The sequence below is a fragment of the Parabacteroides johnsonii DSM 18315 genome, assembly GCF_025151045.1.
In the GTDB taxonomy this organism is placed as follows: Bacteria; Bacteroidota; Bacteroidia; order Bacteroidales; family Tannerellaceae; genus Parabacteroides; species Parabacteroides johnsonii.
Map to the genome: position 1 here is coordinate 1501551 of NZ_CP102285.1, position 23354 is coordinate 1524904.

Consider the following 23354-nt stretch of genomic DNA (forward strand, 5'->3'; position numbering starts at 1 on the left):
ATGGACAATTGTCAATTAAAATTATGGAAACAGTAAAACTTATTATAGATAGAAGATCCGTGGAAGTCCCCAAAGGAACCACGATCTTGGATGCCGCAAAAGGAATGGGTATCCGTATTCCGACTCTTTGCTACATGAAGTTGGAGGATTTGCATTATGAAAATAATCCGGGTGCCTGCCGTATCTGCGTAGTCGAAATAGAAGGCCGTCGTAATCTGGCTCCTTCCTGTAAAACAGAGTGTACGGAGGGAATGGTCGTACAGACACACAGCCCACGCGTGATGAATGCCCGGAAAACCGTGATGGAACTGATCCTGTCCAACCATCCGGCAGAATGCCTGACTTGCAGCAGTAACGGACATTGCGAATTACAAGCGATCGCCCACGATCTGGGAATACGCGAGATTCGCTATAAAGGTGAGATGTCGACGTTCCAGATAGACCGTTCACCGTCTATCGTGCGCAACATGAATAAGTGCATCATGTGCCGTCGCTGCGAGACCATGTGTAACAATATTCAGACCGTTGGAGCCCTGACTGCTGTCAATCGGGGCTTTAATGCCGCCGTCTCTACTGCTTTCGAACGGGATATTGCAGGTAGTACGTGCTCCTATTGCGGCCAGTGCGTATCGGTTTGTCCGGTAAATGCGTTGAGCGGACGGAATACGCAACAACCGGTATTGGATGCGTTGGCCGATCCGGACAAGATAGTGATAGCCCAGACAGCTCCGGCTGTCCGTACGGCTTTAGGGCGCGATTTCGGATATGAGCCAGGAACATTGGTGACTGGCAAGATGGTTTCTGCCCTCCGTGGATTGGGTTTCGATTATGTTTTTGATACGGATTTCGCTGCCGACCTGACCATTATGGAAGAAGGGACAGAGTTGTTACAACGGATCGGGAAATACCTGAAAGGCGATCAAGAAGTAAAAATGCCATTGATGACAAGCTGTTGTCCGGGTTGGGTCAGCTTCGTCGAGCAGCATTTCCCGGAATTATTAGACAATCTGTCGACGGCAAAGAGCCCGCAACAAATGTTCGGAGCGATCGCAAAAAGCTATTTTGCCGAAAAGTTGGGAGTGGACCGAAAGCAGATCGTTGTCGTGTCGATCATGCCTTGCCTGGCAAAGAAATATGAAGCCAGCCGCCCGGAATTTGCGGTCGATGGCAATCCTGATGTCGATATTTCGATCTATACGCGCGAATTGGCCCGCCTGATCCGCTATGCAAATATAAACTTTGCAGAACTGCCGGATAGCAATTTCGACCGTCCGTTAGGCGAATCGACAGGAGCAGGCGTCATCTTCGGAACAACTGGTGGCGTGATAGAAGCTGCCTGCCGTACAGCATACGAGCTATATACGAAAAAGGCTCTTCCTAAAATTGATTTTGAAGAACTCCGAGGATTGGAAGGTATTCGCAGTGCAACAATAGACTTTGATGGAACACCGATAAAAATAGGGATAGCTCATGGTTTGGGTAATGCCCGTAAACTGATTGAAGATGTCAAAAACGGCACGTCGCCCTATCATGCAATCGAAGTTATGGCATGTCCGGGCGGTTGTATCGGCGGTGGCGGCCAACCGTTTCACAGGGGTAGGATGGAGGTGTTGCGCAAGCGTGCGGCGGCTCTTTATCAGGAGGACCGTAGCAAGACGCTTCGCAAGAGTCATGAGAATCCTTATATTCAGGCTCTTTATGCCAACTATCTGGGAGAACCGTGCGGACCGCGTGCCCATGAACTGTTGCACACACACTATTTCGACCGTAAGGAAGCCATTAATATGTTTACGCAAGAAAATCAGGAGGGATAAACGATGGATAAGATGAAAATACATTTGATTCAGATAAAGATCAATGAATTATTGGCTGTCTGTGATGAACATAACAATGATCCGGGAGAGCTGATCAACATATTGCATGCCGCTCAGGGCATATTCGGTTATCTACCTCGCGAAGTGCAGGAGATCATTGCCAGCCGATTACATATCCCGGTTTCCAGGGTATACGGCGTTGTTACGTTCTATTCGTTCTTTACCATGACTCCGAAGGGAAAATATCCTATTTCCGTCTGTCTGGGAACGGCCTGTTATGTACGTGGAGCCGAGAAAGTCCTGGATGAGTTCCAACGCCAGTTGGAGATCAAAGTTGGAGAGACTACTCCTGACGGCCTGTTCTCATTGGATTGTTTACGTTGTGTGGGTGCTTGCGGGCTGGCCCCGGTCGTTACGATTGCCGGAAAAGTCTATGGACGTCTGACTCCGGAGAAAGTGCGAGATATCCTTTCCGAATACTACCTGTTGGAACAGGTATAAGTTATTCGTCTTTTGTGCCAATGCGGTAACACAACCGTGCCATCGCATTGGCACAATTGTGTCATGACGATGGCACGGACGCACAATGGCGATCTGCTATTCTTTAGTTTCTATATAGACGACATGTGTTTGCAGATATTCTTCAAGGCCGTGCTTTCCATCTGCACCGCCAATTCCGGACTTACGCCATCCTGCATGGAAGCCTTGCATGGCTTCAAAGTTCTCACGATTGATATATGTTTCGCCAAACTTCAGCGAGCGCATGATCTTGAATGCATGGTCCAGATTCTGCGTATAAACGGAAGAAGTCAATCCGTACTCACAATCATTTGCCCATGCAATCGCATCATTGATATCCGTATATTCGACAACGGGCAGGATAGGGCCGAAGGTTTCTTCCCGTACGATATCCATTTCTTGTGTGGCACAATCCAACACTGTCGGTTCGAAGAAATATCCTTTTGTTCCGATCCGATGACCACCACACAAAAGTTTAGCTCCCTGCTGAACAGCCTTTTCAACTTTTTGCTCCATGGCAGCCAGGGCATTTGCTTCGATCAGTGGTCCCATATCCAAATCTGCGACCTCGTTCGGATTGCCGACTTTTACTTGCTTCATGCCGGTCACAAGTTTTTCGATAAAAGCATCTTTGATCTTTTTATCGACATAAACTCGCTCTGCACAGTTACAAACCTGTCCTGTATTGATAACACGTGAAGCAATAATCGACTTTACCGCCAAATCTATATCTGCGTCTTCCATCACAATTGCAGGAGCTTTTCCTCCTAACTCCAAAGATACTTTTGTTATATTAGGAGCTGCTGCTGCCATTGTCTGTTGTCCGGCACTCACACTTCCGGTAAGGCTGACCATGCCAACTTTCGGATTTGCAGCCAATTCATGGCCAATCACCGAGCCTCGCCCGTTCACTAAGTTGAAAACTCCGGCCGGCAAACCGACTTCTTCTACAATTTGCGCAAAAACGTATGCATTTTCAGGTGTAAGCTGACTCGGTTTTACTACAATCGTATTACCGGTAATCAAAGCCGGAGCTGCTTTACGGGCAACCAGGAAGAAGGGAAAGTTCCAGGGGAGAATACCGGTTGTTACACCAATTGCTTTCTTGAACAGGAATATACTTTCATGTGGACGGTCACTGGGGATGATTTCTCCCTCATACCGGCGGGCCCATCCAGCCATATAGTCGATATAATCTGCTGTAAAAAGAACTTCTACATTAGCCAAACCTTGAGTTTTTCCACCTTCACGAACAATTATATCAGTCAGTTCCTTTTCTCTTTTACGAATACCCGCCGCAATTTTAGTCAGATAAGCGGCTCTTTCTATAGAAGGTGTTCTTTCCCATTGATCCTGAGCTTTTTCTGCCGCATCAATTGCTTTTTTAGCATCTTCGACCGTTCCATCCGGCATTAATGAGATAACTTCTTCAGTAGAAGGATTTAATACTTTAATCCATTTTCCAGATTCATTTTCTATGAATCTGCCATCAATAAACATTTTCAATTCCTTCATGGTAATATCTTTTTAGGTTTAATTTTGATTTTAAAAGTACAAGAAAGAAAAGAGGATCATGTTTTAAAAATGATATTAGTTATTTCATAAATGATATATTTCTGTAATACAGGATTATATAGTTTATGATGTACATATCTAAGCTAACCGGAAGAGAATTTTTTTTCATTATTTCTGAACCAAACTGATTTGTGTGCTGTTATATGATAAAATGAATCAGGAATTACATCCAAAGAAATTCCTAAGATGATAAAAGTTAGTAGTATTTGTTTTTTCATATAAGTAGAGTTTGTTATTTGTTTGGTCCGTATGTAACTGTGAAGTTGGATACGGGCTTTTTTTGTGTTCTTCATATAACCTGCTATGGCTGAGACGGTTACTTTATATAATTACGATTATGTTTAATAGAATTATTGAAGTTCCTTATTGGGGCTCCTACATATACAATATAAAGTCAGTTTCACTTTTCAAGGGAAAAAGAATTTTAAAATAAAAAAGGAGCTCTCCGATTCAGAGAACTCCTTTTATAAATAGTCTTATCCGATCTATTATTTATTCATTTCAGCTTCGATAGCTTCCAATTCCGGACCCATGTTCAGATTGTAATAGATACCTCTCAAAGCGATCATGTTGTCCATCTTTTCAGGTTCTGCTTCGTGAGCTTTTTTATAATAAGGAAGAGCCTTTTTGAACAAATCTTTTGCCATACCTAATTCTTCCTGATATTTCTTACTATCATTAATCATATTGGCTTCACTTAATTTGTTCACACCCTGATTGTAATAGACACGGCCAATGTTAGAAAGAGCAATTGTCATATTCGGATCTTTTTCCAAAGCAAGCAAATAGTATTTTTCTGCCTCGGCAGGATTTTTCACACCATTTTCGTACACGTGTCCCATTACATTATAGAGAGTAGCATCATCTGGAGTCTTTTGTATTGCTACGTTCAACAACTCCAAGGCTTTTTCATTTCTATTGGAATAAATATAAGTATTAATCAAGTTATTCAAAAAGAAAATTGAATCCGGGAAAACCTGCATACCTTCTTCAAATGTCTTTTCCAGCATAACAGAATCCTGAGCAGTTCTTGCTTCTCCGTATTCGTAGCAAAGATATTGATAAACATCATATTGACGATAAGGAGTATTCTTGGCACGTTCCAAAGCGGAAATAGCCAATCTGGAATCTTTAGCTAAAGAAGCAGCTGCAGCTGCATAGAACTGAACAGTCATGAATGTAGAGTCTTTTTCCGCAGTCTGAGTCCCTTCAAACATTGGCAGTTCGGATATTTCCACATACTGGTTGAAGAAATCGTATGCTTTCTTATACTCTTGTTTATCGAAATAATATGCACCACCATTGAACAGATATACATGGTTTGCACTCAAGATACTTTTAATATCTTTTGTGTATTTAGGTTTTACTTTACCTTTCTCGTTCGGCAGCTGATCCAGTTCGTAGGCTTTCTGGAAATAAGGTAAAATACCATACAAAGCTTCGTACATAACCGGTTCGTTTGGTTGCTGTCCCAAGATTTGTTTAGCTCTTTCAGCGTTGAACTGCTGGTCTTCAATAAAACCTGCTACATACCAAGTTTTAGCGTCGTCTTTAGTTTCCGGATTTTCCAACGCACCTTTGATCAAGGTTCTGGCTTCTCCGAAGTCTGCGTTACTGCCTTTAGCAATACTCTGTGCCTCGCTCACAACTTTTTTCTGTGCGAAAGAGGCAGATGCTGCAACACATAGTGCAACTGTCAATAATACTCGTTTCATTTGTGATAGTGATTTGAGATTAATATTTCTATTTGTTTAAATTATTCCTCAGTTGTTTCTTCCGTATCGTCCGCATTTTCATTGCTTTCGATATCGTTAGAGACATCTTCGAAATCGGTATTCTCCGTTGGATGTTCATGGTTCGCACCATCTTCTAAAGCTTCACGCTGTGCTTTTTCTTCAGCGATCTCTTCTTCGGTCTGTGACAGAACTTTACATACAGAGGCGATTTCGTCATTACGTTTTCCTAAATTGATCAGGCGTACCCCTTGTGTCGCACGTCCGATGACATTCAGGTCGGATACCTTCATACGGATTGTGATACCGGATTTATTAATGATCATAATATCGTTTTCCTCCGTAACATTCTTGATTGCAACCAGTTTACCGGTCTTCTCCGTAATATTGATGGTTTTGACACCTTTACCTCCACGGTTCGTAATACGATAATCTTCGATATTCGAGCGTTTTCCGTAGCCTTGTTCGGACACGACCAGTACAGTTTCCTTTTCTTTATCCTTGATGCAAACCATTCCTACCACTTCGTCGTTAGGATCGTCATCGAGTGTCATACCTCTCACACCGGATGCTGTACGGCCCATAACACGTACTGCATTTTCATGGAAACGGATGGCACGCCCGTTGCGGTTTGCAATCAAAACTTCATTATTGCCATTTGTCATACAAACTTCGATCAGACCGTCGTCTTCACGTAATGTGATGGCATTTACACCATTCTGACGAGGACGGGAATATGCTTCCAGCAACGTCTTCTTGATCACACCTTTTTTTGTACAGAACAACAGGTAATGAGAATTGATAAACTCGGTATCTGTCGTCAGTTTCTTTACACGGATGAAAGCGTTGACCTTATCATCCGGTTCGATGTTCAACAAATTCTGGATCGCTCTACCCTTCGAGTTCTTCGCTCCCTCCGGAATTTCGAATACTTTCAGCCAATAACATTTTCCTTTTGCCGTAAAGATCAGCAAGGTGGCATGCATGGAAGCCGGATAGATGTATTCCACAAAATCTTCATCACGCGTTTCAGAACCTTTAGCCCCTACTCCGCCACGTCCCTGAGCACGGAATTCACTTAACGGCGTACGTTTGATATATCCCATGTGGGAGATGGTGATGATCATCTCATCATCTGCATAGAAGTCTTCAGGATTAAGCTCTTCAGAAGCATAAACGATGTCCGTTTTACGTTCGTCTCCGTACTTGTCCTTGATTTCCTTCAATTCGTCTTTGATGACTTTCATACAAAGATCGTCATTTTCCAGAATTTCCTTCAAATATGCGATTAATTTTTCGATTTCTTCATATTCTGCACGAAGTTTATCCTGTTCCAGACCTGTCAATTGACGGAGTCTCATTTCTACGATGGCACGAGATTGTATTTCTGACAAGGAGAAGCGTTCCATCAAGCGTTCGATAGCTTCCGCCGGACTCTTTGATGACTTGATGATGGCAATGACTTCGTCGATATTGTCGGAAGCAATAATCAGGCCTTCCAAGATATGGGCACGTTCTTCCGCTTTGCGCAATTCGTATTTGGTACGGCGGATCACGACTTCATGGCGGTGATCGACGAATGCCTTGATCAGGTCTTTCAGATTGAGCTGGCGCGGACGCCCGTTCACCAGTGCAATATTGTTAACACTGAAAGAAGACTGCAAAGCTGTCAACTTGTACAATTTATTCAGCACCACGCTCGAATTGGCATCTCTCTTGACATCCACAACGATACGCATACCGCTACGGTCCGACTCGTCGTTGACATTGGAAATGCCCTCGATACGTTTTTCATTTACCAGATCAGCGATATATTTGATCAATTCCGCCTTATTAACAAGGTAAGGAATTTCGGTAATAATGATCTTCTCATGATTGCCTTCCGTTTCGATTTCAGCTTTACCCCGCAGGATGATACGCCCTCTACCTGTTTCGAAAGCATCTTTTACACCAGCATATCCATAGATAGTTGCGCCAGTCGGGAAATCCGGAGCTTTGATATATTGCATCAGATCTGCCACTTCCATTTCTCCGCGGGCATCGATGAAGGCCATACAGCCATCCAACACCTCGCTAAGGTTATGTGTCGGCATGTTTGTCGCCATACCGACGGCAATACCAGAAGCGCCATTTACCAACAAATTCGGAATACGAGTCGGCAATACGGTCGGTTCTTTCAGCGTATCGTCAAAGTTCAACTGGAAATCAACCGTATCTTTGTCAATATCGCGCAGCATTTCTTCGGCAAGCTTGCTTAATCTTGCTTCCGTATAACGCATGGCGGCAGGACTGTCACCGTCCACCGAACCGAAGTTCCCCTGTCCATCCACCAGCGTATAACGCATAGACCATGTCTGCGCCATACGAACCATTGCGAAATAAACGGACGAGTCGCCGTGTGGATGATATTTACCTAAAACTTCACCAACAATTCTCGCAGATTTTTTATAAGGTTTGTCGGAGGTGTTACCCAATTCATTCATTCCAAACAAAATACGACGATGAACCGGTTTAAAACCATCCCTAACATCCGGAAGAGCACGTGAAACGATGACAGACATTGAATAGTCAATGTATGCCGATTTCATTTCCTCCTCGATGTTAATCTTAATAATTCTGTCTTGATCAACCATTTAGTTTTATATTAATTACACTCAATATCTCACCTTTTAAAAAGTGCACTAAGGTAAGGCTTTTCCGTTTATCACGAAAACTTTTGACTCGAAATTTTAGAATTAACTTGTCTGGAGGCATCCGGTTCCGAACTATCAAAATGAAACTGCTACCCCATGAAAATGGGATTAGTAGTGCATGTATTTGGAATTACACTTGCGGGTAATATTTTTTAACGTTTCTATATGACAGGATAAGACTGTTTTTTGTAATAATATGACAAATCCGTCTTTGATACTTTATTTTCTTTTAAGGAATAATGGCATGGATTTTGTTAGATATATAACGAGAGTTTATTACATTTGCATTATCATAGTACATTATTATAATATGAAAAATAATTATTCAAAGAGATTAATGGACGTTATTGAATATAGCCGCGAAGAAGCTGCAAGGCTTCAGAACAGTTATATCGGACCGGAACACTTAATGCTTGGAATTATCCGCGACGGCGAAGGGAAAGCCGTGCAAACCCTGCGCGAACTAAATGTTGACGAATGGGATATTAAAAGAAAGATCGAACAAGAAATCAAGAATACAATTGATGCCGAAGATGCTGTCCAGCATGATATCGCGATCAGTAAAACAACCGAGCGTGTCCTGCGTATGAGTATGCTTGAATCCCGCTTGTTTAAAAAAGACGAAACGGGGACGGAACATCTGCTTTTGGCTATTCTGAAAGAAGAGTTTAATGTTGCGGCAAAAGTGCTGAACGAAGCGGGCGTAACGTATCGCAGTATATATAATTATCTGATAAGCGGTACAAGCTTGAAGCGTATGGATGATTTTGTCGGAGAAGAAGATGCCGGACATTTCGAAGGAATCAGCGATGGCTATACCGACGACGATGAAGATGAAGACGAAGATTTTTCTTCCCGCCGGGAGTCTCCCCGCTCCTCTTCCGGAGCCGGCTCCGCACAGCCCAAATCACCGAACGACACGCCTGTGTTGGACAACTTCGGTACGGATATGACGCGCGCGGCCGCTGAAAACCGTCTCGACCCGATTGTCGGACGTGAGAAGGAGATCGAACGCTTGGCTCAGATATTGAGCCGCCGCAAGAAGAACAATCCTGTCCTGATCGGTGAACCGGGTGTCGGCAAATCGGCGATTGTGGAAGGTCTGGCTCTGCGTATCATCCAGCGCAAAGTTTCCCGCGTTTTGTTCGACAAACGTGTGATCAGCCTGGATATGGCATCCATCGTGGCAGGTACCAAATATCGCGGGCAGTTTGAAGAGCGCATTAAAGCAATTCTGAACGAACTGTCGAAGAACCCGAACATCATCCTGTTTATCGATGAAATCCATACGATCGTCGGTGCAGGTTCAGCTTCCGGTTCAATGGATGCCGCCAATATGCTGAAGCCGGCCCTGGCCCGTGGAGAAATACAATGTATCGGTGCTACGACACTCGATGAACATCGTAAGAATATCGAGAAAGACGGAGCTTTGGAACGTCGTTTCCAGAAAGTGATCGTCGATCCGACAACAGCGGAAGAGACTTTGCAGATCCTGCAAAATATCAAGGCCCGCTACGAAGAACACCACAATGTGATCTATACGCCCGAAGCCCTGCAAGCTTGTGTGAAGTTGACAGAACGTTATATCAGCGACCGCAACTTCCCGGACAAAGCAATCGACGCATTGGATGAAGCCGGTTCCCGCGTACATATATCTAACATAACGGTTCCGAAGAGTATCGAAGAATTGGAAGCCAAGATCGAGGCGACCAAAACAGAGAAGCTCGCTGCCGTTAAGTCACAAAACTTCGAGCTGGCCGCCAGCTTCCGCGACAAGGAACGTCAGTACCTCTTGCAATTGGAAGCTGCAAAAGCCAAATGGGAACAGGAATTGCAGGAACATCGCGAAACGGTGGATGAAGATAAGGTGGCAGAAGTGGTAGCCATGATGTCAGGTGTACCTGTTCAGCGTATCGCAAAAGCAGAAAACCTGAAACTGCTTGAAATGGCGGAGAACCTGAAAAAGAAAGTGGTCGGCCAGGATGATGCCGTACAGAAGATCGTAAAAGCAATCCAGCGTAACCGCGTTGGATTGAAGGACCCGAACAAGCCGATCGGCACATTCATGTTCTTAGGGCCGACAGGTGTCGGTAAGACTCACTTGGCCAAAAAGTTGGCGGAATATCTGTTTGACTCGGCCGATGCTTTGGTCCGTATCGATATGAGCGAGTACCTCGAAAAGTTTGCGGTGTCTCGTCTGATCGGTGCACCTCCGGGATATGTTGGTTATGAAGAGGGTGGCCAGTTGACCGAGAAGGTTCGTCGTAAACCCTACTCTGTCGTCCTGTTGGATGAGATCGAGAAAGCGCATCCGGACGTGTTCAACCTGCTGCTGCAAGTTTTGGACGAAGGTCGTCTGACTGACAGCCTTGGCAGACGGATCGACTTTAAGAATACGATTCTGATCATGACGTCTAATATCGGTACGCGCCAGTTGAAAGACTTCGGTCGTGGTGTCGGTTTCAGTTCACAGGCTGCCGGCGAACCGGATAAGGATTTCTCCCGCAGCGTTATCCAGAAAGCACTGAATAAGGCATTCGCTCCGGAATTCTTGAACCGTGTCGACGATATCATCATGTTCGACCAACTGGATAAGGAAGCGATCCATAAGATCATTGACATCGAACTGCAAGGTCTTTACAAACGTGTGGCCAGTCTGGGTTATTCCCTGGAACTGACAGATGCCGCCAAAGATTTTGTTGCAACCAAAGGTTATGACATCCAGTTCGGTGCACGTCCGCTGAAACGTGCCATCCAGAAATATCTGGAAGACGAAATGGCAGAAATGATTATCCGTGCCTCTGTCGGAGAAGGAGATACGATCGTTGTCGACTTCGATAAGGACAAACAGGAGATTGTTACGAATGTAAAGAAAAGCGAGCCGGCTGCCGAGTCTTGATTTTCAAAAATATGATAGGAGTGCCGTTGTGGTTTTATATCGCAACGGCATTTTTTTATGCGATTTGCCATAAATCGAGAGTTTTTCCGTAAGTTTGCCTAAACTTTTTATGCTATGACATTCTTCAGATGCCTTTGCTTGCTACTTATTTTATGCTGTTGCAATAGTAAACCCAAAACAGACGGGGGAACGATACGTGTATCGGTTCTGCGTGGTCCCTCCGCCATTGCCTTTGCACACTGGATGGAAGAAACACCCGTCGTCGATGATAAGCCGTTATCCGTTCGGATAATCGATTCTCCCGACTTGATGCAGGCTGCCCTGATAAAAGGTGAAGCGGATATAGCCGTTTTGCCGATGATCAGCGCTGCCAACCTGTATAATAAAGGCATTCGGTATCATCTGGCAGGTTGTCCGATATGGGGTACTCTCTATTTGGTGGGTAGAAGCGATAAGGGTATATCCGGAGAGAATAAGCCGGTTTTACATATTTTCGGAGCCGGAACGACACCTGATATTCTTACCCGTCATTACCTCAGGCAACATAACACTGGTTATACGTTGAATTATTCATTTACTACCGCACAGGAGATCATGCAGGGGCTGTTGGCCGGAAAAGTCGACCATGCCGTTTTAGGAGAGCCGTTCTTGAGCATTGCGTTGCGGAAAGACAGCACACTGCAAATACTGGCAGACCTGAACAGGCCTGATTCAGTCTCTTCTGGATTTGCCCAGACTGCCATACTCTATGCACCCGCCTTAAAAAAGAGTCAAAAAGCGATAGACAGTCTTTTACATCTTTCATGTCGCTTTGCCGTGGAACAACCGGAACAGGCTATTCGTATATTGGAAAAAGAAAAGATTTTTGCATCCGGCATGTTGACGCCCGAAAGTATCGAACGCTGTAAAATCGACTACAGAACAGCATCCGAAGCCCAAGAAAATATACTTCGCTTCCTGCAACTGATCGGGCAATATGAACCTAAAGCATTGGGAGGAAAGATGCCCGACGAGAAATTCTATAAATGATCCGGAAAATGAAGAAAAGCATCCTTATCATCCTGTCGATAACAATCCTCTTGCTGGCCTGGCAACTGTTGGCTATGCTGGTCCGTTTGCCGGATTTGGTACCGTCCGTACCTCGCCTGCTGAGCACTCTCGCCGCACTTTTCGCATCCGGTTCATTCTATCAATCGGTTATGGCGACAGTGTTGCGCGGAACCATCGGGATGTCTATCTCGTTAATGGCGGCCGTAGGAGTCTCTTTCCTGTTCTACAAATGCGAGTGGATGTATGAACTTTTCCGTCCGTTACTGGCAATCATGCGGGCCATTCCGGTCATCTCATTTATACTTCTGGCTTTGATTTTCCTGAATGCGGAAAGTATTCCTCTGATCATCGCTTTCTTGACTATGTTCCCTCTCCTTACGGAAAACTTGACGAAAGGAATACGGAGCCGGCGGAAAGAGCTTTCGATAATGGCTCGCCAATTCAAGATCGGACGTTGGAACAGACTGACACAAGTGACCTACCCACAGTTGAAGCCATTCCTATACAGCGGTCTTGCATCTGCTTTGGGCTTTGGTTGGCGTGCTATCATTATGGGAGAGGTACTGGCGCAATGTTCGCCCGGTATTGGCGGGGAAATGAAACAGGCACAAGTTTTTATTGCCGTTCCCGAATTGATCGCATGGACAGTCATAGCCATCCTGATCAGCTACCTTTTTGATAGAGGGATCAGCTGGTTGGCGAAGCGACGATTCTCCATACATTATAACAAACATTGTAGCAAACTGCCTGTGCCAAAAGGGAATTGCGATATACGGGTTCGTGATATTTCATACCGGTATGGTTCGGATAAGGTCCTATCCCACTTCAGCTACACTTTCGAAAAAGGATTCATATATGGCATAACAGCTCCGTCGGGAACCGGCAAAACGACTTTGTTGAACTTGATAGGAAAGATTTTAAAGCCTGTACAAGGAGAAATAGAAACAGACTGTACAACCGGAGTAGCTTATGTATTCCAGGAACCGGAATTACTTAGCCAACTGACGATTGCTGAAAATATCGCTCTTCCCCTGGCCGCCTGCCAGACAAAAGAGATGGCTCTCGAACAGGCAGTCTCAATGTTACAAAAGATGGAGTTGGAAGATTTTGCGAACCGTTTCCCGAATGAACTGAGTTTCGGACAGCAGCAACGGGTTGCAATCGCACGTGCCTTGACTTATCCTTCCCCACTCCTGCTTATGGACGAACCTTTTAAAGGGTTGGACGAGGCTTTAAGCCGCCGTATTATCGAACGTATCCGTGAACGGCAGGGAGAAAGCGGACAGACGATTCTCTTCACTTCCCATAATCCCGAAGACCTGCGTTTGCTTGCAGATAAGACAGTTCGTTTGGATCAAACCGGTCGTTAAGAGACTTTTATCAGTGAGCAAGGAATGGTAAACCAGAAAGTAGAGCCCTTGCCTTCCTCCGATTCCACTCCTATCTCCCCTTTCAAGATAGAAATAATCGTCTTGCAAATAGAAAGTCCGAGACCTGTTCCCTGTTTGAACATATCCAGTTTGACAAAGCGATCGAAGACAGTCGATAGGTGCTTCTTTGCAATGCCGCTTCCCGTATCCGTTACATAAACATAAATCCCCGTTTCCGTAAGTCTATATCCAAAACGGATGGAGCCGGAAGAAGTGAACTTAACAGCGTTAGACAGGAAATTGGTCAAGACCTGTGTCAGGCGTGTTTTTTCTGATTCAATATAATAATCGTTGCCATCTGTCTCAAAAATGATTCTGACACCTGGTTCAGCCCTGAAAGAAAAGGCCCTTTCCTGAGGTTGGAAGATTTCATTCAGACGGAAAGAAGTGTAGATAAATTCCAGTTTGCCCGATTCGATTTTGGAAATATCCAGAATATCTCCAATCAATTGCAACAGAAATTCGTTGCTTGATTGGATAATCCGTAGGTATTCCTGCTTTTCTTCCTCTGTATCAGCCTGCGCCAACAAAGTTGAGAAGCCGACGATGGCATTCAACGGCGTACGGATTTCATGGCTCATGTTGGCTATGAAAGCAGATTTCATCCGGTCGCTTTCCTCGGCCAGTCGTTTAGCTCTGACATCTTCCTCATGTTGTTTATCCGTCGTAATGTCACGCAAGATTCCGATCGCTTTGGAAGGTTTGCCGTCCTTGTCATATTCGTAAACTTCCCCTATCTTTTCCAACCATACGTATTCGTCCGAAAAGTAACGGCAACGAAAACTCAGGCGAAGCGAATCGGTCTCTCCTCTTGCAAAGGCGTTCACCACATCCCGGTACATCTGCTGTTCATCCGGATGTATCTTTTCCGTAAAACTTTCGTGGCTGATGAAAGTATGGACAATCTCACCATTTTGAGTTAAAGAAAGTTCGGCAGTCTCGTTGACCACATCCCATATCCAGGGGTAAATCTTTCCTGCCTGGCAGGAAAGAGCCAAACGCTTGTTATTTTCCTGTTGTTGCTCTTCGATCTGTCGCTGATGGGTGACATCCCAGGACATTCCCAATAGATAAGGTGCTTTCCCTTCACGGGAAACCAACATTTTCATCGTATCGATGAAGCGCAGAACGCCTTCCCGGTCTATCATCTGCTCGGTAAAGCGTTGTACCTTCCCTGTTTTCAGAACTTCCAGATCCTTGTCACGAAAAGCTTGTGCGACAACAGGATCGGAAAATAATTCGAAATCAGTCCTTCCCACTACATCCCCCATATATTGCCCGTATAACTGATTCATCATCGGACTGGAATAGACATAACGAAATTCATCACCCGTATCTTTAACGAAGAGATACATGGGCACGGAGTCCACTATGTTTGAAAGCAAACCGGATAAATCCTTATATTCTTGTTCAAGAACTTTCTTGTTAGGAAAGACAGATGTCATATTTGAAGTGATTTTATGGAAACAACAAAAACTTTAGGTTGACAAAAGTCTTGAATTTAAATGTGAATTGCAAATATTTGGATAAAGAACTCGTTGGCTGGAGCAAAATAAATGCCAAACAATTATCTTTGTGATTCAAATATAAAGAAACAACCCATATGGTAGCATCATTTCATACGCTGATTTCCCGTATCCTGAGTATTCCCGCCGGACAGGTGGAACGAACTATCGGGCTGCTGGGAGAAGGAGCGACAATCCCCTTCATCAGCCGGTACCGCAAAGAGGTAACCGGAGGGCTGGATGAAGTCCAGATCGGCAACATCAAAGATCAGTTGGACAAGTTGGCCGAACTGAAGAAGAGAAAAGAAAGTATCTTATCCTCCATAGAAGAACAAGGCAAACTGACTCCCGAACTGAAAAAGAGGATTGAGGATTCGTGGGACAGTACCGAAATAGAAGACCTCTATCTCCCCTACAAGCCTAAACGGGTCACCAAAGCAGAGATCGCCCGCAAGAAAGGGCTCGAACCTCTTGCCAAAGTTGTGATGATGCAGAACGAAAGAGATTTGTCAGCTCGTGTGTCAGCCTTCGTCAAAGGAGAAGTGAAGAACGCGGAAGAAGCGTTGCAAGGGGCGCGTGACATCATTGCCGAATGGGTGAATGAGAACGAAGAGGCCCGTAACGCCGTCCGGAATTCTTTTTCACACACGGCGGTTATCACGTCCAAAGTCGTCAAAGGGAAAGAGGAAGAGGGAGCCAAGTACCGCGATTATTTCGAATTCAGCGAACCTTTGAACCGAACGAGTTCACACCGCTTGTTAGCCCTGCGCCGAGGGGAAGCGGAAGGTATTTTGCGTGTAAGCATTTCTCCCGATACGGCGGGTTGCCTGGACCGTCTGAAACGCCGCTTCGTGAAAGGACGGGGAGAAGCTTCCGACCAGGTATCGACAGCCGTAGACGACTCTTTCAAGCGCCTGTTGAAACCTTCCATCGAAACTGAATTTGCTAATCTGAGCAAGGCGAAAGCCGATGAAGAAGCGATCCGTGTATTTGCCGAGAACCTGCGTCAGCTGTTACTGGCTCCACCCTTGGGGCAGAAACGCGTGTTGGGGGTCGATCCCGGTTACCGTACCGGTTGCAAGCTGGTTTGCCTCGATGCGCAGGGAGCATTGTTGCATAACGAAGCGATCTACCCCCACCCGCCCCAGAACGAAAAAAGCAAAGCGGCTGCCAAAGTGGCACAACTGGTAGCCACATACGCTATTGATGCCATCGCTATCGGGAATGGGACGGCAAGCCGTGAAACAGAACAGTTCATTACCAATATCCGCTACGACCGCAAAGTACAAGTGTTCGTGGTCAGCGAGAACGGAGCGTCCATCTATTCCGCATCCAAGATCGCCCGCGACGAGTTCCCCGAATATGACGTGACAGTCCGTGGTGCCGTCAGTATCGGCCGCCGCCTGATGGATCCGCTTGCAGAGTTGGTTAAGATCGACCCGAAAAGCATTGGTGTCGGGCAATACCAGCATGACGTCGAGCAGGGTGCTTTGAAAAAGAGCCTCGACCAGACGGTGGAAAGCTGCGTAAACTTAGTGGGGGTGAATGTCAATACGGCAAGCAAACATTTGCTTACTTATATTTCCGGACTTGGTCCGACGCTGGCCCAGAACATTGTTGATTACCGTACCGAACACGGCCCTTTCCAATCCCGCCGCGAACTGATGAAAGTGCCTCGTATGGGAGAAAAAGCTTTTGAACAAAGCGCGGGTTTCCTTCGCATTCAGGATGGCAAGAATCCATTGGACAACTCGGCCGTCCATCCGGAAAGTTATCCGATCGTCGAACTGATGGCAAAGGACTTGAAATGTACCGTCGCCGAACTGATCAGCAATAAAGACCTGAAGAAAAAGCTTGACTTGAAAAAGTATGTCACAGATAAAGTCGGAATGCCGACATTGTTGGATATTATGGAAGAACTGGACAAGCCGGGACGTGACCCCCGCCAAGCCATCCAGGTATTTTCTTTCGATCCGACAGTCAAAACGATCGAAGACCTGAAAGAAGGGCAGATCCTGCCGGGTATCGTCACCAATATAACGAATTTCGGCTGTTTTGTCGATGTCGGCATCAAGGAGAACGGCCTGGTTCATATTTCCGAATTGGCAGACCGTTTCGTCAGCGATCCGACACAAGTAGTCTCGATCCATCAGCATGTGAAAGTAAAAGTGGTAAGCGTTGACCTCGTTCGCAAGCGGGTCGGGCTTTCAATGAAAGGGATATAAAAAAACAGCTTTTTATAGTAGCGATGAAAATTAACAAAACAAACGTAGCACGCCTGCTGGACAAGGCCAAAGTGGCTTACCAGCTGGTTCCTTATGAAGTAGATGAAAACGATCTGAGCGCGACACACGTTGCCGACCAGTTAGGCGAGAATGTCGCGCAGGTATTCAAGACGCTTGTTCTGCACGGTGACAAAAGCGGGTATTTCGTATGTGTCATCCCCGGTGCCGACGAGGTCGATCTTAAAAAGGCCGCCAAAGTCTCCGGCAACAAAAGTTGTGAAATGATCCCGGTCAAGGAACTCCTGCCTCTCACCGGCTACATCCGTGGCGGCTGCTCCCCTATCGGCATGAAAAAGCATTTCCCAACCTACATCCACCACACAGCCGGACAGTTCGACCATATTTATGTAAGTGCCGGACAACGGGGTTTGCAGATATGCCTCGCACCGGGAGATTTGATCCGGGAGGCACGGGCGGAAATTGCAGATATCATAAAGAATGATGAGTGATATGTATCATTTTCAAAACACCTATGATTTGAATGCAAAACATAGGTGTTTTGAAATCAAATCATATATGTTTTAAAAAGGGATGATTGCCGCTTCCCAAAGGAGGAATTACAGTTACAGAAATGTTACCTTGCTTTTATCTTTAGAACTTCCGGAATGTATACGTTTTTCCCTCGCGACTTAAGATTAATTGTTTGGATTCAAGCTTTTCGATCGTGTAAGTTTGTTTGGCTGAATCCCAATCGGTATAGGGCAGAAATTTACTGATCGGGGTCGGATCGTTCTCTAATTCCAACAACAATGTTTTTTCTCCTTCCAACGTATTATAGCCATATTGATGGCGGAAAGAATCGATTTCCGTAACATACACTTGGTACATAAACAAAGAATGTTCAAAATTAAAATAAACCGTGTCGACATTCTGCACGTCCCCACTTGTTTCTACCTTCTGTAATTGCCATTTACCGAACAGTTTGGACCCGGTATCCTTGCTGCATGAGGCAAGCAGGATCACACAAAACGCTATCAATATATTTCTAACCATATTCTTTTTTCTGCTTAAATCGGACATCAAAGGAAAGGAAATAATTTCAATTTTGTATATTTGTCGCCATTTATTATGTGTTTTTAATTTTACAAACATTCTATGAGACAAATGAAACAATTTGTAATACTGCTTTCAGCAGTATTTACTTTTTCTTCCTGCGTACACAAAGCGCAGAAGGAACAACAGGAAAAGAGTATCGTGCATACCAATCCCCTCCCCGTACAGTTTGGTGATCCGTATGTATTGCTGGCTTCGGACGGCATATACTATATGTATGGAACAGGTGGAGGTGCTGTCGATGGCTTCAGTGTGTATTCCTCCCCTGACATGGTAAACTGGAAAGCCGAAGGGCAGGTATTCCGGGGTAACATTCCGGGATCATGGGGAGTCGCCAACTTTTGGGCTCCGGAGGTGTATGAACGGGGTGGAAAGTTCTATATGCTATACAGTGCCGACTGGAAAGAAAATCCGACTAACGAATTGGAAAATTTTCGTATTGGAGTGGCCGTTGCAGACAAACCGACAGGGCCTTTCAAGGAATTATCCGACAAACCTTTATTCGATCCGGGCTATCCGGTTATCGATGGAAACTTGATCGATGACGAGGATGGACGGACCTATCTGTATTATTCCCGTTGTTGTTACAAACATCCGGTGGAAAGCGAAATTGCCGAACAGGCTAAAAAGGACGGGAAATTCGACGAGATAGAGGAAAGCTGGATATATGGTATTGAGGTAAAACCGGATTTGACAGAGGTGATCGGCGAGCCGGTCCTGCTGCTCAGACCGCCTGTAAAGCTGGACGACACGCAATCCGAATGGGAAAGCCGCTCCGTAACATCCGGCGAGATCAACCGCCGTTGGACGGAAGGGCCTTACACAATGAAAAAGGGAGATACTTACTATATGATGTATTCGGCCAATTATTATAAAGGAAAGAATTATGCTGTCGGCTATGCAACGGCAAAAAATCCGCTCGGTCCGTTTGTCAAATCAAACGACAATCCTGTGCTACAAAAGAACGTGGAGCAGGGAGGCATCGTTACCGGTACGGGGCACAACAGCGTGACCTGGTCAAAAGACGGCAAGCAGATGTATTGTGTTTATCATGGTTACACACAGAAAACTGGAAGCGAGCGGGTTGTCTTTATCGACAAAATGGGAATCGATGAGAACGGCAAGCTGTATGTGGAAGGGCCAACTGCGGAATAAATAGGAGAATGAAAGAGTTAAAGAATGAAAGAATGAAAAAGGCAACATCAACTTTTTATTTTTCATTCTTTCATTCTTTAATTTTTCAACTACAAAGCTCCCTTTGTACTCGGCAGTTCAAACCGGTAAATATCACGCCGGATAGCCATTTTGATGGAACGGGCCAAAGCCTTGAAGATTCCTTCAATCTTATGGTGTTCATTCACGCCTTCCGCTCTAATGTTCAGGTTCATACGGGCAGCATCGCTCAGGCTTTTAAAGAAATGCAAGAACATTTCGGTCGGCATATCCCCTACTTTTTCACGGCGAAACTCTGCATCCCAAACTAACCAGGGACGTCCGCCGAAATCAAGTGCCACACTGCACAGACAATCGTCCATCGGCAGACAGTAACCGTAGCGTTCGATTCCTCTCTTATCGCCTAAAGCCTTTGACAGAGCTTCTCCAAGCGCAATAGCCGTATCCTCTATCGTATGATGTTCATCTACTTCCAGATCTCCTTTCACCCGTACCGTCAAATCCATACCCGAATGTTTTCCGATCTGGTCGAGCATATGGTCGAAGAAGCCGAGACCGGTAGAAATCTCCGTCCGTCCATGTCCGTCCAAGTTCACTTCTACAAAAATATCCGTCTCCTTTGTCGTGCGTCGAACAGTAGCCCGGCGTTCTCCCGCAAAAAGATATTCCGTAATCCGGTCCCAATCGTCTGTAATCAGGACAGGAGAAATAGCCGTATTCTCCATGAGCAACTGTTGAGCTTCGCTGTCATCCGAACGAAGCCATATCCCTTTTGCCCCTAAATTGACCGCCAACTGCATATCCGTCAGCCTGTCACCTATCACATAACTGTTTGCCAGGTCATACTCACCGGACAGATAGCGGCCTAACATGCCTGTACGGGGTTTTCGGTTCGGAGAGTTTTCTTCCGGAAAAGAACGGTCGATCAGGATATCGTCAAAACGGATTCCCTCGCCTTCCAATGTCTTCAACATCTTGTTGTGTGCCGGCCAGAAAGTATCTTCCGGAAAAGAATCCGTCCCCAAACCATCCTGGTTCGTCACCATCACAAACTCGAAATCCAACTGTTTACGAATAAAGTACAAGTTACGGAATACTTTCGGATAAAACTCCAGCTTCTCCAGACTGTCCAACTGATAATCCACCGGTGGCTCTATCACAAGCGTCCCGTCCCTGTCTATAAATAAGGCTCTTTTCATGTATGAATTATGATTTATGAATTATGATTTAAGATTTATGATTTATGTATCGTTGCATAAATCATAAATCTTAAATCATAAATCTTTACATTTTTTTTAGCGCATCGAGTAAAACATCGTTTTCACCCGGCTTACCGACTGTAATGCGAAGGCATCCGTTACACATGGTCACGTTTGTCCGGTTGCGGACGATGATCCCCTGTCTAACCAGATTTTTATAGATCGTATCGGCATTCGTCACTTCGACCAGGATGAAGTTTGCATCTGTAGGATAAATCTTGCGTACACAGTTCAACTCCGGCAGTACTGTTTGCAAACGAATCCGTTCGGAAAGGATCGAACGAAGCTGGTTTTCCATCCGTTCCTTGTTTTCAAGCACATACAAGGCACGTTCCTGAGTCAGCAGATTTACATTGTACGGATATTTGATCTTATTCAGGATGGCAATAATTTCAGGAGAAGCAAAAGCCATCCCCAATCGGATTCCGGCAGCCCCCCATGCCTTCGACATGGTTTGCAAGACGATCAGATTCGGAAATTTATCCAACTCACTTAAGAAGGAAGGTTCGATAGAGAAGTCTGAATAAGCCTCGTCAATCACGACAATTCCCTGGAAAGTATTCAAGACTTTATAAAGACGGTCACGACTCAGGTTATTTCCCGTCGGATTGTTGGGAGAACACAGGAATATCACCTTCACCCAGTCGTTTGCTGCTTCCAAAAGGCTATCGGTATCCAGGTCGAACTTTCCATCCAGCTTGATCTTCTTAAACTCTACGTTATTAACATTGGCCGCTACTTCATACATACCATAGGAAGGGTCGATGCTTACGACGCTGTCGATAGACGGTTCACAAAACGCACGGATAATCAGATCGATCGGTTCGTCGCTTCCGTTCCCCAGGAAGATAGATTCGCGTTTCACCCCTTTGATCTCCGCAATCTTCTTCTTCAACTCCCATTGCAAGGGATCGGGATAACGGTTGTACGGTCTGTTAAACGGGTTTTCGTTCGCATCCAGGAAAACGGAGGCATTGCCCTGAAACTCGTCTCTGGCAGACGAATACGGCTTCATGTTCCAGACATTGGGTCTGACTAAATCTTTCAAGTCTTTCATAATGTGTTCAATCTGATTGTTACTGCATTCTTGTGCGCATCCAACTGCTCGTTGGCCGCCATCGTCTGAATCGTTCCGCCCAACTGCTTGATACCGTCGGCCGTGATCTCCTGGAACGTGATCTTTTTGATAAAGCTGTCCAGATTCACACCACTGTAGGCTTTTGCATATCCGTTGGTCGGTAACGTATGGTTCGTACCGGAAGCATAGTCTCCAGCACTTTCCGGCGTATAGGGTCCCATAAAGACACTGCCCGCATTCTCGATCTGCCCGGCAATATCAATATAATCGGTAGTCTGGATAATCAGATGTTCCGGAGCGTACAAGTTCGTGAAATCAATCACTTCCTGTTTATCCTTCAGTACGATAATACGACTGTGACTCAACGATTTTTCTGTGATCTCCTTACGAGGCAGCAGGTCCAGTTGCTCCCGGATCGCTTGCATGACCGGGCAGACGATACTTTCGGAAGCTGTCACCAGCATGGCCTGGCTGTCTACTCCATGTTCCGCCTGGGAAAGGAAATCGGCGGCGATAAAGGCAGGATTAGCCGATTCATCCGCTATCACCTCCACTTCGGAAGGACCGGCAGGCATGTCGATGGCCACCTCTTTCAAGCTGACCAACTGTTTGGCCGCCGTCACATACTGGTTACCGGGGCCGAATATCTTATAAACCTTCGGAACCGATTCTGTTCCGTAAGCCATCGCTGCTATGGCCTGGATACCCCCAGCCTTGAATATCTTGCTGACTCCTGCCGTTTCTGCGGCAAACAGGATGGCAGGGTGCACCTTTCCTTCCCTGTCAGGAGGCGTACAAAGCACGATTTCCTTACAGCCGGCAATACGGGCCGGGACAGCCAACATCAGGACAGTAGAGAAAAGAGGGGCCGTTCCGCCGGGAATATATAAACCGACCTTTTCTATTGCTACCGCTTTCTGCCAGCAGGTGACACCCGGTGTCGTCTCCACCTTCTTACCCATAAAACGCTGTGAGGCGTGAAATATCTCTATATTGTTCTTTGCTTGACGGATAGCTTGCTTCAGCTCTTCAGGTACGAGCTCCTTCGCTTCCGCTAATTCCTGTTCTGAAACCTGCAACCCTTTGAAGGTTGAAGGATCTATTTTATCGAACTTTTCCTCATACCGGATAACGGCGGCATCTCCTCCCTCCCGGACTTCATCCAGCACCGTACGGACCGTATCGAACAGTGTCGTGACATCCAATGCCGGACGCTGGGCCAATGAGGCCCATTCTTCTCTTGATGGATATTTGATTACTTCCATAGTTTCAATTGTCCATTGTCAAT

16 protein-coding genes are annotated in these 23354 nt (G+C 45.6%); 8 read left to right on the plus strand and 8 right to left on the minus strand.

Going from position 1 to position 23354, the window contains the following annotated elements; translation table 11 throughout:
• Nucleotides 1-23 precede the first annotated feature (23 nt).
• The gene (locus NQ564_RS06240; protein ID WP_008148037.1) at nucleotides 24-1814 is read left to right on the plus strand and encodes an NADH-dependent [FeFe] hydrogenase, group A6; all 1791 of its coding nucleotides are present in this window, start codon (nucleotides 24-26) and stop codon (nucleotides 1812-1814) included.
• A gap of 12 nt (nucleotides 1815-1826) precedes the next feature.
• A complete protein-coding gene (locus tag NQ564_RS06245; protein ID WP_008157754.1) occupies nucleotides 1827-2315 on the plus strand; it encodes an NADH-quinone oxidoreductase subunit NuoE family protein in 489 nt (162 codons plus the stop codon).
• 96 nt (nucleotides 2316-2411) lie between these two features.
• On the opposite strand, the gene aldA is transcribed toward NQ564_RS06245, so the two are convergent.
• From aldA to gyrA, 3 genes are all read right to left on the minus strand, one after another.
• Nucleotides 2412-3848: an aldehyde dehydrogenase gene (gene aldA, locus NQ564_RS06250; protein ID WP_008148032.1), complete on the minus strand. Its 1437-nt coding sequence runs from the start codon at nucleotides 3846-3848 to the stop codon at nucleotides 2412-2414.
• Between the two features lie 548 nt (nucleotides 3849-4396).
• Nucleotides 4397-5623, minus strand: coding sequence for a tetratricopeptide repeat protein (locus NQ564_RS06255; protein ID WP_008157752.1), 1227 nt, complete (start codon nucleotides 5621-5623; stop codon nucleotides 4397-4399).
• A 41-nt stretch (nucleotides 5624-5664) separates the two neighbouring features.
• On the minus strand, nucleotides 5665-8274 hold the full coding sequence (gene gyrA / locus NQ564_RS06260) for a DNA gyrase subunit A (RefSeq protein WP_008148025.1): 2610 nt from the start codon (nucleotides 8272-8274) through the stop codon (nucleotides 5665-5667).
• Between the two features lie 370 nt (nucleotides 8275-8644).
• Between gyrA and NQ564_RS06265 the strand changes: the two genes are divergently transcribed.
• The 3 genes from NQ564_RS06265 (at nucleotide 8645) to NQ564_RS06275 (ending at nucleotide 13653) form a co-directional block, all read left to right on the plus strand.
• Entirely contained in the window at nucleotides 8645-11233 is a 2589-nt protein-coding gene (locus NQ564_RS06265) for an ATP-dependent Clp protease ATP-binding subunit (protein WP_008148023.1), read from the plus strand.
• Between the two features lie 114 nt (nucleotides 11234-11347).
• Nucleotides 11348-12262 carry a substrate-binding domain-containing protein gene (locus NQ564_RS06270; RefSeq protein WP_039848106.1) on the plus strand — a complete coding sequence of 305 codons (915 nt, stop codon included), beginning with the start codon at nucleotides 11348-11350 and terminating at the stop codon, nucleotides 12260-12262.
• Nucleotides 12263-12270: 8 nt separating this feature from the next.
• Nucleotides 12271-13653 carry an ATP-binding cassette domain-containing protein gene (locus NQ564_RS06275; RefSeq protein WP_039848121.1) on the plus strand — a complete coding sequence of 461 codons (1383 nt, stop codon included), beginning with the start codon at nucleotides 12271-12273 and terminating at the stop codon, nucleotides 13651-13653.
• On the opposite strand, the gene NQ564_RS06280 is transcribed toward NQ564_RS06275, so the two are convergent.
• Nucleotides 13650-15158, minus strand: coding sequence for a PAS domain-containing sensor histidine kinase (locus NQ564_RS06280; RefSeq protein WP_008148018.1), 1509 nt, complete (start codon nucleotides 15156-15158; stop codon nucleotides 13650-13652). The two genes, NQ564_RS06275 and NQ564_RS06280, sit on opposite strands and share 4 nt — an antisense overlap.
• A 158-nt stretch (nucleotides 15159-15316) precedes the next feature.
• On the opposite strand from NQ564_RS06280, the gene NQ564_RS06285 reads away from it, so the two are divergent.
• Both NQ564_RS06285 and ybaK read left to right on the plus strand, forming a co-directional pair.
• The gene (locus tag NQ564_RS06285) at nucleotides 15317-17443 is read left to right on the plus strand and encodes a Tex family protein (RefSeq protein WP_008148016.1); all 2127 of its coding nucleotides are present in this window, start codon (nucleotides 15317-15319) and stop codon (nucleotides 17441-17443) included.
• A 23-nt stretch (nucleotides 17444-17466) separates the two neighbouring features.
• Nucleotides 17467-17952: a Cys-tRNA(Pro) deacylase gene (ybaK, locus tag NQ564_RS06290; protein ID WP_008148013.1), complete on the plus strand. Its 486-nt coding sequence runs from the start codon at nucleotides 17467-17469 to the stop codon at nucleotides 17950-17952.
• A 142-nt stretch (nucleotides 17953-18094) separates the two neighbouring features.
• Here the strand turns inward: ybaK and NQ564_RS06295 are convergent, their stop codons facing one another.
• Complete coding sequence (locus NQ564_RS06295) at nucleotides 18095-18496, minus strand: lipocalin-like domain-containing protein (RefSeq protein ID WP_008157744.1); 402 nt, start codon at nucleotides 18494-18496, stop codon at nucleotides 18095-18097.
• A gap of 102 nt (nucleotides 18497-18598) precedes the next feature.
• Here NQ564_RS06295 and NQ564_RS06300 point away from each other — a divergent pair, with 102 nt between their 5' ends.
• Entirely contained in the window at nucleotides 18599-19711 is a 1113-nt protein-coding gene (locus tag NQ564_RS06300) for a glycoside hydrolase family 43 protein (protein WP_039848105.1), read from the plus strand.
• A gap of 89 nt (nucleotides 19712-19800) precedes the next feature.
• Here the strand turns inward: NQ564_RS06300 and hisB are convergent, their stop codons facing one another.
• From hisB to hisD, 3 genes are all read right to left on the minus strand, one after another.
• The gene (gene hisB, locus NQ564_RS06305; protein WP_008148008.1) at nucleotides 19801-20928 is read right to left on the minus strand and encodes a bifunctional histidinol-phosphatase/imidazoleglycerol-phosphate dehydratase HisB; all 1128 of its coding nucleotides are present in this window, start codon (nucleotides 20926-20928) and stop codon (nucleotides 19801-19803) included.
• Between the two features lie 85 nt (nucleotides 20929-21013).
• Nucleotides 21014-22045 (minus strand): histidinol-phosphate transaminase, encoded by a 1032-nt coding sequence (gene hisC, locus NQ564_RS06310; protein ID WP_008148006.1) that lies wholly within the window; start codon nucleotides 22043-22045, stop codon nucleotides 21014-21016.
• Nucleotides 22042-23331, minus strand: a complete 1290-nt coding sequence (hisD, locus tag NQ564_RS06315) for a histidinol dehydrogenase (RefSeq protein ID WP_008148004.1) — start codon at nucleotides 23329-23331, stop codon at nucleotides 22042-22044. The genes hisC and hisD overlap by 4 nt, the downstream gene beginning before the upstream one ends.
• Between the last annotated feature and the right edge of the window lie 23 nt (nucleotides 23332-23354).